This window comes from Ruminococcus sp. 5_1_39BFAA, from assembly GCF_964240875.1.
Taxonomy (GTDB): Bacteria; Bacillota; Clostridia; order Lachnospirales; family Lachnospiraceae; genus Blautia_A.
The window spans coordinates 1-12,177 of sequence record NZ_CAXSVO010000016.1; the positions used below are offsets into that span (position 1 = coordinate 1).

General features: G+C 36.5%; 16 protein-coding genes. 1 reads left to right on the top strand and 15 read right to left on the bottom strand.

The features are described 5' to 3' along the window. Positions 1 to 71: 71 nt before the first annotated feature. The 13 genes from ACESZH_RS15440 to ACESZH_RS15500 form a co-directional block, all read right to left on the bottom strand. Positions 72 to 479 (bottom strand): hypothetical protein, encoded by a 408-nt coding sequence (locus ACESZH_RS15440; RefSeq protein ID WP_373217700.1) that lies wholly within the window; start codon positions 477 to 479, stop codon positions 72 to 74. Between the two features lie 31 nt (positions 480 to 510). Beyond that, the gene (locus tag ACESZH_RS15445; RefSeq protein ID WP_373217698.1) at positions 511 to 660 is read right to left on the bottom strand and encodes a hypothetical protein; all 150 of its coding nucleotides are present in this window, start codon (positions 658 to 660) and stop codon (positions 511 to 513) included. Positions 661 to 674: 14 nt separating this feature from the next. Then, entirely contained in the window at positions 675 to 1,415 is a 741-nt protein-coding gene (locus tag ACESZH_RS15450) for a hypothetical protein (RefSeq protein WP_373217696.1), read from the bottom strand. 4 nt (positions 1,416 to 1,419) lie between these two features. Beyond that, positions 1,420 to 1,737 carry an HU family DNA-binding protein gene (locus ACESZH_RS15455; protein WP_373217694.1) on the bottom strand — a complete coding sequence of 106 codons (318 nt, stop codon included), beginning with the start codon at positions 1,735 to 1,737 and terminating at the stop codon, positions 1,420 to 1,422. A 5-nt stretch (positions 1,738 to 1,742) separates the two neighbouring features. Continuing rightward, the gene (locus ACESZH_RS15460; protein WP_373217693.1) at positions 1,743 to 2,114 is read right to left on the bottom strand and encodes a hypothetical protein; all 372 of its coding nucleotides are present in this window, start codon (positions 2,112 to 2,114) and stop codon (positions 1,743 to 1,745) included. Further along, positions 2,104 to 2,544, bottom strand: a complete 441-nt coding sequence (locus tag ACESZH_RS15465; protein WP_373217692.1) for a hypothetical protein — start codon at positions 2,542 to 2,544, stop codon at positions 2,104 to 2,106. Before ACESZH_RS15465 ends, ACESZH_RS15460 begins: the two co-directional genes overlap by 11 nt. Before the next feature lie 396 nt (positions 2,545 to 2,940). After that, a complete protein-coding gene (locus tag ACESZH_RS15470; protein ID WP_373217690.1) occupies positions 2,941 to 4,146 on the bottom strand; it encodes a hypothetical protein in 1,206 nt (401 codons plus the stop codon). A gap of 17 nt (positions 4,147 to 4,163) precedes the next feature. Then, positions 4,164 to 4,331, bottom strand: a complete 168-nt coding sequence (locus tag ACESZH_RS15475) for a hypothetical protein (RefSeq protein ID WP_373217689.1) — start codon at positions 4,329 to 4,331, stop codon at positions 4,164 to 4,166. Beyond that, positions 4,321 to 4,800, bottom strand: coding sequence for a helix-turn-helix domain-containing protein (locus ACESZH_RS15480; RefSeq protein ID WP_373217688.1), 480 nt, complete (start codon positions 4,798 to 4,800; stop codon positions 4,321 to 4,323). The genes ACESZH_RS15475 and ACESZH_RS15480 overlap by 11 nt, the downstream gene beginning before the upstream one ends. Positions 4,801 to 5,747: 947 nt before the next feature. Continuing rightward, complete coding sequence (locus ACESZH_RS15485) at positions 5,748 to 6,668, bottom strand: hypothetical protein (protein WP_373217687.1); 921 nt, start codon at positions 6,666 to 6,668, stop codon at positions 5,748 to 5,750. A 420-nt stretch (positions 6,669 to 7,088) separates the two neighbouring features. Beyond that, positions 7,089 to 7,586 (bottom strand): hypothetical protein, encoded by a 498-nt coding sequence (locus ACESZH_RS15490; RefSeq protein WP_373217686.1) that lies wholly within the window; start codon positions 7,584 to 7,586, stop codon positions 7,089 to 7,091. A 21-nt stretch (positions 7,587 to 7,607) separates the two neighbouring features. Continuing rightward, positions 7,608 to 8,657 (bottom strand): hypothetical protein, encoded by a 1,050-nt coding sequence (locus ACESZH_RS15495; RefSeq protein WP_373217685.1) that lies wholly within the window; start codon positions 8,655 to 8,657, stop codon positions 7,608 to 7,610. Between the two features lie 6 nt (positions 8,658 to 8,663). Next, the gene (locus tag ACESZH_RS15500) at positions 8,664 to 8,927 is read right to left on the bottom strand and encodes a hypothetical protein (protein ID WP_373217683.1); all 264 of its coding nucleotides are present in this window, start codon (positions 8,925 to 8,927) and stop codon (positions 8,664 to 8,666) included. A gap of 170 nt (positions 8,928 to 9,097) precedes the next feature. Between ACESZH_RS15500 and ACESZH_RS15505 the strand changes: the two genes are divergently transcribed. Next, positions 9,098 to 9,553: a DUF6471 domain-containing protein gene (locus tag ACESZH_RS15505; RefSeq protein ID WP_373217682.1), complete on the top strand. Its 456-nt coding sequence runs from the start codon at positions 9,098 to 9,100 to the stop codon at positions 9,551 to 9,553. 228 nt (positions 9,554 to 9,781) lie between these two features. Here ACESZH_RS15505 and ACESZH_RS15510 read toward each other — a convergent pair whose 3' ends face one another. Together ACESZH_RS15510 and tpiA are read right to left on the bottom strand one after the other, a co-directional pair. Next, the gene (locus tag ACESZH_RS15510) at positions 9,782 to 11,116 is read right to left on the bottom strand and encodes a tyrosine-type recombinase/integrase (protein ID WP_373217681.1); all 1,335 of its coding nucleotides are present in this window, start codon (positions 11,114 to 11,116) and stop codon (positions 9,782 to 9,784) included. A 213-nt stretch (positions 11,117 to 11,329) separates the two neighbouring features. Beyond that, entirely contained in the window at positions 11,330 to 12,079 is a 750-nt protein-coding gene (tpiA, locus tag ACESZH_RS15515; RefSeq protein WP_373217680.1) for a triose-phosphate isomerase, read from the bottom strand. Positions 12,080 to 12,177 lie beyond the last annotated feature (98 nt).

A 12,177-nucleotide genomic window follows, 5' to 3' on the forward strand; every position in this document is an offset into this window, starting at 1 on the left:
AAATAAAGACAGAAAACTGAGCAACCTGTTGACAAGCGATGAAATCACATCAGCGACAGCTCATGAAATCGCTAACACATATAGTATAAACATATTTTTGCTTCCCACAGGCAAACGATATTATCATTAACTGCTTCCTGGAATTTAGTCTTGTTGTTAATTTTAATCAATTCCATTAAGGTATTTCTTGAAAAATGCTTTGTTTCATCTTTACATCTGAACAGATATTCGTATTGCTCAGGATCATCAATGCTGATAGCAGCATGATTTCCAAGTCCATCTTTTCCAACAAAGTCTATATTTTGTTTCATAATTTCTTCTTCTACTACATCCATAGTAAGAAGTGAATACGTCTTAGTCATAGCTGGAATCATAATATCTTTTCTTGCCATATCTGAGTGGAAGTGACAATCCCACTCCATATTATTTGTAAGCTTTACTCTATCATTTCTATAAAATTCTTTTATTTTATTATCCATAATTTTTCTCCTTATTATTGTTGATTCATTACTATTCACATCGTTTATTTTTCTTGCATTCATTAATGGTTACTGTATTAGCAATATACTCTGGGCTAATTTGGTAAGCCATTTCTTCAGCGGTTACACCGCCATCTTTTTCAATATCTTTCATACCTGTTGTATCAATTTTAATTTCCATAGTTTTTTCTCCTTTTAATCGAAAATATTTTCAAAATCAACATGATCGCCGGATTTATTCACTTCAAAACCAACCTGCATACAGTCATCGTACTCCGTTGCATTAATTGTATTTCGTGAATTTTTTTCAAATCCGCTTTCAAATACGTCAAATTCATCTTTAAAATCTGCCGCTTGATTTAACTCAATAAGTATAGCGGAAGCATCGGCCGGGCGAATACTTATAATAGCGAACCCAAGATAATCGTAAACCATCGGAACACGACCTTCTTCTTTCCATCCACCGTCATAAATTATTTCGCCTTCATTGTCCTCTGTACCGCAAAACTCAACAGATCCGTACACGGTATTTCCCTTTTGAATCTCTTTTTCCAACCAAGCAACGAATTTAGGATACCTGGCTTCATTGATATAGCCTTTAGCGCATAAACACCGCTTCATAACTCCATCAATCTCGACATCCTCAATGCTCCAATCCTCAAAAGCTCCTACCTGTTCTGAATCTTCAAATATCGGCAAATTGCCTTTTGTCCCAGTCAATCCATGACCATACGGAACATCTTTATCACTATCCATAAATTCCGCACATAATGGCATTCCTTTTACACTATCTGCGTTATCCCTTGTATATTGTTCAAGATATGTAATGCCGTTTTCGTTCCATTGCGTTGCATCTGGATATATCTCATGCAGAGCAACTTTTAACTCTCTGCGCCCCATTACAGAGCTTGACAGCTCCACAAATCTGCTATTCATTGTTCTAAACATCCTTTCCATTTAATAATTTATTGAGTTTGGCACTCGGTTTCAAATGTACAACACGCATATCTGGCACAGAATGACCGCCGCATATTCCGCCACTAATAGACCTTCCCTTTCGCCATCTGGTTTCTAAAGTGCCGACTTCCTTAATTTTAATTTTCAGCCCTTCCAACAAACAGAGCTTAATTTCATCACGAATGATACGCCAAACTTGATTAGCTTGCTCATTTGTGCAGCCAATTTTGGGCGCAATCCTTCTTACGAATTGATCCTGTGACAGTGTATCTTTTCTTACGCAATCGTAATATCTCCGCATATCTTTCATTCTCCTTTAATTCCAACAATTTGTTTTGCCGACAATTCTTTTTCATGATCGTTCATACCTTCCCAGCATTCTGCAAAGTTATCCATGATATTATCAAATTCATTTGAATCATCTAAGCCTATATCAACGATTCCAAGCACTGTAGGCTTTAAGTCCATAATGACAACATACCGAAGCAACAGTGTTTCGTTTCCACTTGTTACTATCACACGATAAATATCGTTTGCTTTATATCCTCTTTTTACATAAATGTCTAAGATTGCACGTTTAATCAAATCTTCTTCTTTCCAAATTCCGCTTACACTAAAAGCACTCACTCTTTTATCATCATTTAACGTAAAAATTCTAATAATCATTTCATCTTTCATTTTTCATTTCTCCTTTTATTAACTTATCCAATTTTTCTTGTATTTCTTTCATCGCAATATATTCGTCAAGAGTCTCATTAAATTTGTGGTAGATATTCAGAAGATTTTCCAAAGCATTTTTTGCATCTTTTGCATCCTTTAAATCTTTTGATTCACTGACTAAATCTTTAATGTCATCTAATCCAATATCTATGACACCCATAACCACTGGTTTGTAATCGTCAATATTGACGTATCGCAGCAGCATTTTTTCACCGGACGTAATCACCACACGGTAATAGCCGTTTACATCATCGCCCATTTTTTTCGCAATCTCAAATATCGCCCTTTTAATCAAGTCTTTCTCTTGCCAAATTCCGCTTACGCTGAACGTGCAAACTTCATTATCATTGTCCATAATTGTTATTTTTACCAAAATCTTATCTTCCATTTTTCATTTCTCCTTTTATGTTACCGACCAAGCAAAAAAGAACATAAAAATAGTGGCAGACTCGAAAGTGCCACAAACCATTTCTTTTTTTGTTGGTTGTTTATTAACTAATACTTCGCAGAAGTGTTAGTATAGATATTTGCCCGATTTCTTGATAGCAAAATTTCAGTGAGTGGCAAATATCGTCTATTGTCTATACTAACGTATAGCCAATGTATTAGTGATATATATATTTTTATTTATATATCCAGTTTATATTTTTAAATATATTTTTTATCTTTAAATTCTCTTTTAACGAAATGCGATTTTTAGAACCTCTGAAATACGATAACCAACGTACTTTCAGCGATTTCTAAAACAAGGTTTTGGGAAATTACTTTTCCCAAAAAATTTTATTTACTTTTCATTCAGCCAGGATTTCAACAGATTCCTCATTCTTGTGCAAGGAATATAGATCCAAATATCGCCGTCTTTTTCTCTAATCTTGCTTCTCCAAATCCACTGTAGCATCTCCGCTAATGCGTAGTTATCAGCATCCATAACGATACCATGTTGTGCAAAAAACTGTGATACCCCAACGTGCGGAAAAACATTTAAAGCATAAATCAGATGATCTCTGTCCGAATAATCATTAGTTGCTCTGCAGTTACATGATACGAAAGCCTTTGCTGTCCCTTTTGCTTCAAGTTTTTTCTGGCTTTGCAAAAATGTTGTCCACATAATTTGATCGGCTTTGCATGGCTCTTTGTGTTGGATGTAATTATAAATCGCCTTTTTCAGTTTGGCGATTTTATCACTATTTCCTGAGCTAGTGAACCATGTAGAAGATAAAGCAGTTTTCTTTTGCGTGAATATCTCGTTCAAATCACTTTTTTCGTAAATATGAATACGTTCTTTGAACATAGATACATCCGGCTTTTTATATTCCACAAGCTCATATCTTCCATTATCGTGGCTTACTGACACTTTATCGTATTCAATGCCGGATAAATCGAAGTAATACTTTAAAATGCTGGCATCGAATAAATATGTCATGATATAAACTTTGTCGAATAATTCAAATATTTCCGGCGGATAACGCCACATAAGCAGCTTTTGATTTACATAGAAAAGGCTCTTATTCTTTGCAAGAATCTTAATCTTGTTATAGGATGTATCTAAGTCATCATCAATCCAATGTATAAATCCTTCTGAATCAATTTCAATGCTGTTATTCTTCAGCAGGTAATCAATGTCATTCTTGTGTGCCACTGTATACGGCTCAATGGCATTGATAGTTTCATCAAGGATAAGTGTATAATGCCCTTCCTTGATTGCTTCTTTGCATTCATCTGTGAGCTTTAAGAACAGTGCGTGAGTGCTTGCAATATCTTCTTCTGTTCTAAGCAGTTCCAAGAGATTCACAAGTTTCCCTCTGCCTTTTCCTTCGGCACACGGTGTCTTGAAGTCCCTATTGTAAACATTTTTCATTATTCTGGTCGTTTCATTTATAAATGGAGTTATGTACAAAAAGTTACTGTCTTGATCTTCATTCATGTGTTGGATTGACCAGCTCGTTTTTCCTGATCCCATAACGTCATCTATTACTATTATTCTTCCCATTTTCTTCTTCCTTTACATTAATCTAAAGTTGATAGTGGCGGTGTCACATCCTCAATATCAACACCGATCTTCCCCATAAATTCTTTTAGTTCCATTCTCTCGAATAAGTTAACCGATCTGTCATATCTTTCCTTGATTATCGGTGTAATTCTTTTTATTTCTTTCTCAGTAATTTCAACTTTCATTTTCCTTTTCCTCCCTGTGTATCATCAAATATGCGCAGCAAGTCTCAAAAGTAATCAAATATTCCCCCTTTAAGATCTCACGCAACTTCATTGCATATTGCTCACGAAGTCCCCCTGTACCATTTAAGAAGTTTCTCAGAGTAGTGCCAGGAATTCTGGCATACTTTGAAATCTTATTCATGCTTAAATCGTTATATTCCATGAACAACTTAACAAGTTCATCGAGTGGCGCATTATCAATATCAACGCCAAGTGCATCGCATATTTTATCAATACTCAGCAAAAAATCGCCTTGCAAAAAGCTATATGCTTTCTTCATTTTCTCGCCACTGATATTTCTTTTTCTCTCCATCCAGGATCTCAGTGTCTTTTCTTTTATGCCGGTTTTCCTTGCCATATATTTTATTGATAAATTATTGTGATACAAAAAGCATCGAATAATGTCTCTTATGTCAAATACATCTTCCATGTACATCCTCCTTTTGTTTATTTTATCCTACCGTTTGTGTGTAAAATTTAGCTTTTAAAAAAAGGCAGCCGAAGCCGCCTAAATAAAGAAGAAAATGAAAGCATGAATCATCTACACTTAATAGGATTTTGTTTATTATATATCGTAAAATACATTCATTTCTAAAACCAAGGGGGAAGTAATAATCTTCCCCCGGCTATTAAAATGAACGTTCAGTTAATTCCGTATTGAGCAACCAGGTTTAACTGGCTGCTCGGTGGCTCTCTAAGATAATAAGGCGATATTCTCTTCCTTCATTATCCTCATAGTATAAAGTATGATGCATTCCTGGGCGAAATCCGTTAGCCCAGATTTCAACCGACCACACGAATCGGCTCAAATCAAGGTTAAATGCTGGTGGGGCAAATTACCCCACCTCTGATTCTCTTGTGGTAACACCGCACAATACGAATTGCAATACAAATGGCATAGAAAATAGCAAACATGGTGCGACTTAAAGAAACAATGAAAGAGACAGTCGCACGAATCTCACATAGATTGTGTGAGCATTTGGAGATGTTCAAAAATTTATATTTACTCCAAAAATGTAAATTTTTCAACATCTCTTTAAAAAGAGGGTGGCAAGAAATTTAGGGAAACTCGCCACCCTGCAAGTAGTATAGGCAAAAAAAGAATTGGAAAAGCTCATTGATGCGGATAAAGCATCATCTATAATCGCTCAATGAGTGAGTATAAATCATGTTTTATCTCTCTTTCCATAAGAGGTGGTACATCTCAAATACGATAACCACCGTGGTTACAGCGATTCTCAACCAAAAAATTTTCAAGCCATTTTATTATAACAAAATCCATGAAAATACTATAAATATAGCATTTGAGTCTATTTTAACTTTAAAATATAAAACGTCTTTACAAAAAATTATCCAAAAGAAAAAAGACTTGAATCATCAAGCCTTCTTTTCTATATATCTGCGATTTCTCACCCTTTTCAATTCTAGTGCATGGATCTTCTGGCATTTATCACATCTGCATTTACGTTTTTCGCTCGGTTTCTTTATGAATATCTCGTCACAATCAATGCACTTTACTTTTTTAGCTTCTTTCGGTTTATATGCCCGGCACTCTTCACATTGCGTTAAGTTATTCTGTTTGTTTTGCCGGAACAATCTTCCGCACTTCTTACATGTTCCGATTTTCGCACCATTCAATCTTTCATAATGTAAATATAAGTGGTCATAATCTGTTATCGTTTCGATAACCTCACTATCTTCATCGGCAATCATTACAAATATTTGATTTCTTTCAGATATAGTTATATATCCATTCTCTTTTAAATAATCTCTATAGTTACTTTTGCTTGCTTGGTTGCCTCGATGAACCTTTACATTCGCAAGTTTTCTGATCTTGGCATCTTCTAGCTCCACACGGTATGGCTTTGCGAAATCTTCTTTTCTTCTTCTTTGCCTTACGATATTTCTATATTTCGCTAGAATTAACATCGTAAACATCAATCTTTCAATTTCTTCATTCCCAATCTCTTTTATTCTGTTCCATTCTCCGGAAGTAATCGGAATCGGAAATTTGTACTGTATCTCTTCATCAACTGCTTTATTCACCGCATTATGGAAAGGCTCTGCATATTCCAGGAAGAACAAATCAATGTATACTTTATTTCTTCTCATATATTCTCCGATGTAATCAAACATTTTATTACTGATATTCTCATACATACTTCTCCCATTATCGGAAAGATTTTTTTCCTTTTCTCTAATGAATTTTCCGATCAGTTCCAGATTTCTTTCACTATATTCAAAATCCATCGTTTCGTACATCACCTGAGCTTCAATCATTTCATTCCAATTTATCACCTAAATTCAACTCCTATTCATACTACTTTTACTAACAGTTCATTATTAAATTATCAAGGTACGTTTAAGGTCATACTATGCCTTTTTCCTACTTCTATTATAATTTTGGGTGTCGAAATGAAATATTTAACAAAAATTTAACATTTAGGCTCGTAACCCCTATGGTTATCGTATTCTTTCATGAGAAAAATATTAAGAAATTGTTAACTTCGCCATTTGACACAACTTGTTACTTATTAACAAACTTTTTTTGTAAAAATATACATTATGTACAAAATTTTTGTCCGAATTCTCTTTATTTGTATGATTGCACAAATAATCAGTTCAATCATTTGCTTTTTTCGACATGAAATAAAACTAAAATTTTATTTACTTTTTCGGCAGCCAAAAGAGAAAAAGGTGGCAATGCCACCCTAATCTCTATTGAATACATCTTTTCAACACATGTTCTTTGAGTTTTTCGACATCATATGATGTTAATTCATCCATACAGTAATTGAGTGCTACATTATCCGTATGTTTCCGGATCTCTTCTTGCCACATTGAGCTATCATCCTGTATCTTATAATATACTTTCTCATATGCTCTATTTTTCTCTGTGATAAGGTCATGGATAATCTCTTTAATGTACGAATCAAACTTGTTGTCTGACAGTATTTCAAGAATTTTCCAGGCATCAAACGTTGCACTCTTGTAGCGTTCACTACACGGATTGAAAATATCATTGTTGATTTCATCTGCAGTGTAGCGAATATGCCACCCTGTCATTTCAACAATCAACTTACTTGTGATTTTCTCATTGTCCGGATCTGAAATTTTATCGAACAGCCCCAAAATAATGTTTTCGGCACTGCTAAAGTTTTCTATTCCAATTCTTTCCAGATATTCTAATGTGTTTTTGTCAAGTTTTGGTGTCATTTTTTCTTTCCTTTCCGGCTATCATGCCTTTTTCCGCATTGCCATCAGCATTTCACGGTTGGAAAGTTTCTTTTTTTCGTTGGCTGCCTTTTCAATCGGCTTAACCGTCTTAACAACTCCGAAATCAAGCGTTGGAAGAGCGGCAGCTTTTGCGTTTTCCACGTTTCTCTGTCGTTCTTTCTGCCCTTCAACGGCAAGATTACCAAGCCTTGATACATGATCCACCGGGAAACTCATGCCGGAAACGGCAATCAAAGTGCATTTTCCGCCCCATCCCTCTGAAATATTCAAAGGTTTTCCGACTTCTGCCACCAATTCATTGATGTCAATGTCGTTTCTGCCACTATGAATGATACCGATATTGCCGCACACCTTGTCATTTTGAAGCGGTGCAAAAATGTTTCCCTCACGGATCTTTGTTATTCCATCCTTACAGAGTGAAATAATCATGTTCCCTGGTTCTTTTAGCATCTCCATACGCTCCGATTCATCAAAGTTGTTTGGTTCTCCCCATGAATCATCAGTAAGAAACGCATCCAACATAGAAAGAAAGCTCTTGTTGATCCACCGCAGATCACCATTGTCGGATTTATTATTGTCCAGCACGAACGTTGCGCCCATTCCGTCAAGCTCCATAAGCTCTGTGATAGCCTGATATGCGTTCATATGCTTGTTGATTGATTCATTTTCTGCTGGAAGAACAGGCACGGTGCAAATAATCTTGTCATTTTCGTATTCGCCCTGAAGCCACTCTGCCACGATAGTTGATAAACCGCTGCCAGTGCTGCCACCAGTCGCATAAATTATAAAGATAATCTTCTGTTTTATGGTGCAAAGTGCGTCAACAAATTCAGAATTTTCCTGTAAACATTCCATTGCTCTGTCACGATGACCGCCGAAACCGTCAAATCCTTCCAATTTATAAATGCCTTTGATGTTTCCCAAGACTTTTAAATCCTGTTCGCTTCCATTTGCAAAGATTGTTTCATAGCCGATGTCGGCAAATTGCTTTGCAATCTTACATCCGCAGTTACCTAAACCGATGATAAGTGTGTTTTTCTTCAATTCCATACTTTCTTATTCTCCTTTTAATAAATCTTTTCCTTTTTTGAGTAAATAAAATGTGTCGGCGTGATTGTCCGGAATGCCTTTTGCGATAAATCCGGCTTCTGTCATGCACTTTAAATGCCGATATATGGTCATTCTGTTTCTTGGATTTCCGAATCCGTCAAGTGCATTCATAAGGTCGGTAATCGTAAAGCCGGAAATAGAGCTATTTGCATCATTATTGTCTAATATCTGCAGCAAGATCACGCCTGTTCTATTGATCTTATATTCCATGCCTACCTCCTTAATATCTCGTTGTGGTTATATAATACACTATAATGATATATTTGTCAAGCACATAATGTTAACGTTATGTATATGTTATTATAATGTATTTTAAATTTGACATTGCACTGTTATTTTGATATAATCAGCATGTAAAACTATATTCTTTGGAGGTACTTATGCCACAACCAAATGAAAAAAATGCAACTAGACAGATCATCAAATCTTTTCTTGCTCAAAATGGCGTGACATTAAAAGAAGTTGTGGAAAAAATGAACGAACGCCACCCGGACGATCCAACAACGCCACAAAACATAACGAACAAGTTAGCCAGGGGAACAATTAAATTTTCGGAAGTGATGGAAATTGCAGATATACTTGATTACTCGGTGGGATTTATACCGAAACATGGAAAGTATTATGCACCTGAAAATAATCTCAGGCAGCTTGAAATGGTGGTAACTATTCCTAGTCCAAATTTTGGGGAAACAATTATCAGCGGAATTGATGCGCAAAAAGCCGCCGACTATATCAAGGAAAATATTGGAGAAGCATCAAAAGCAATGGAGATTTTGCTGCACAATGATGTGCGGTCAAGATTTGATGTTCAGATCAGTGTCACAAACAGAAATTAGGATAGCCGGAAAGCTGTCCTTTTTTCTTTCTTTGGTCGTAAAAAATGAGCGTAGCAAAAACTACGCTCATTAAATTCACAAATTTGGAGTTACTTATGATTTTATCGAAATGACTTGGAGTGCATCATACAATTAAAATCCCATATATAGAGGATTCAAAAATGCGCATTTATCATTTACACCGTCATAATACCACAGATTCGAGATATGTCAATAGATGAGACAACTCTATTTTTCAAATTTTTCTTTCAGCATCAAATACATTTCATAAAGCTCAGCGGTTTTATCAAAATCACTTTTCTCTTCTTTTTTATAATCTTCAAGTACCGCCTGGGATGGAGTAGTGATTGACTTCAAGCCTTCTTCTGTAGCATGGGTATATACGTTCTCTGTCGTTATGGCTTTATGCCCCATTGCCAATGCAGTGTTGACTACGTTTGCACCTTTTGCAGAGTTAGCTATACTATCTGCTGTATGCCGGAGGGAATGCAAACATAAACCTTTCTTCTGTCCAGTTTTCGTTAATCGCACATCACGATCAATACCCAGCTTGTCGCATAATTCCTTGAAACATACTTCCATTGATGAATTGCTACGCCGTTTTCCATTGCGGAAAGTCGGATATAATAAGTTTTCAGTATTGCATTTGCAATTCAGCTTTGTTTGCTCTTGCATATAAAGAACGCACTCTCTCGCCAAATCAGACATCATTACAAATCTGGACTCTTTATTCTTCGGTACTTTTACATATTCTTCAACGCCTTTATCGTGATTTTCGGAATCCTTAAAGCGAATTGAACGTGTTTCTACGATGTCTATGCGACCAGTTTCCAAATTTATGTTATCATTGCGTAAACTTGCAAATTCACTTGCTCTCATACCAGTTTCGAGAAGGAAAAGAACAACAACCGGATATTGCCCCATGTTATTTTTGTACGCATAATAAAACTTCTCAATATCTTCCGGCGTGAATACTTTCTTTTGATTTTTGAGTGAATCATCTTTCTGTTTGTCGTATTCGTCTGCAATGTCCCTATCTAATACAGCCTGTTCCGCATAGTTTTCTTTTAAAAGGCTTTGGTTCACTAGCCAATTACAGCAACGCACACATAATTGTCTTGGTAGTAAACAAGTCTTGTGAGATTTTACTTTTTGAATTTCGTCATAAAACTTCTGAAACTCTGAAGCATTGAGCATTTGAAGCTGATAGTTTGCAATCGGATAATCATAAAAATTGCGATTCATAGTGCGAACGTAGGAATGATAACCACTTGCAGTCAGTTTGCCTTTACATTCTTTGCTTTCAATGTACTCTGTCATATATGATCCGAATGTCCTCTTTTTATCAACCTTCTGATCCCTTCCTGACTCGAAAGCCTTTTCCCATTGCTCAACTGCAAGTTTGCAATTTTCGATTGCTTCTAGCTCTGTTTCTGCCACTCGTTTAAACCGCTTTGGCTTTCCTGTCTTGGGATTCAGATATTTTGATTGAATTAGGCATTCCCACTTGCCTGTTTTTGGATCAAGGCGTGTGCTGCCTTCTCCGTTTGCCGTTCTTCTCATGTATGAAACCTCCATAAATAACTATCACTTATCCTTACTATCACTTTTTGAAAAGTGATAATAGAGTAAAGTGATATAGTGATATTCAAAGTGATATTTCATACATTATAAAACACCCCCAAACACTTTACAATTAGGAATATTGACTAATTATCAAAGCATTTGAGGGTGTTTTGTTACGTTTTATTGTTTATTTTTCACAAGATATGCTTGTTATTTGTAATTTACGATATCGCCGAACTCTGGTTTCAGAGATGCACCGCCTACAAGACCGCCATCGATATCTGCCTGAGCAAATAACTCCGGAGCTGTCTTTGCATTTACGGAGCCGCCGTACTGGATACGGATAGCTGCTGCAGTTGCCTCGTCATAAATCTCAGCAATGCATGCACGGATGCCTGCGCAAACTTCCTGAGCCTGCTCAGTTGTAGCGGTTTTTCCGGTTCCGATAGCCCAGATCGGCTCGTAAGCGATAACTGCTTCCTTAGCCTGATCTGCTGTTACGCCCTGGAATCCAACCTTAACCTGCTGGCGGATGAAGTCCATTGTCACGCCCTGCTCTCTCTGAGTCAGAGTCTCGCCGCAGCACATGATCGGGGTGATACCGTGCTCGAAAGCTTTCAGCATTTTCTTGTTTACTGTTTCGCTTGTCTCTGCAAAGTATTCTCTTCTCTCAGAATGTCCCAGAACAACATATTTTACGCCTACATCGGTAAGCATAGCCGGGGAGATTTCTCCTGTGTATGCGCCTTTTTCCTCGAAGTACATATTCTCTGCACCTACCTGGATGTTGGAGCCTTTTGCAGCCTCAACTACAGGGATAATGTCGATAGCCGGTACGCAGAATACTACATCTACATCGTCGTTTGCTACTAATGGTTTTAAGGTTTCTACTAATTTAACTGCTTCGCTTGGTGTCATGTTCATTTTCCAGTTACCAGCGATAATTTTCTTTCTTGCCATTTTTATATTCTCCTCTGATTTTTGTGGGTAAGGAAGTTCGATTCACGTTTTGCAAACCGAACGTGTTCATCCCTCAACTAACCTCGCACTCGCTATGC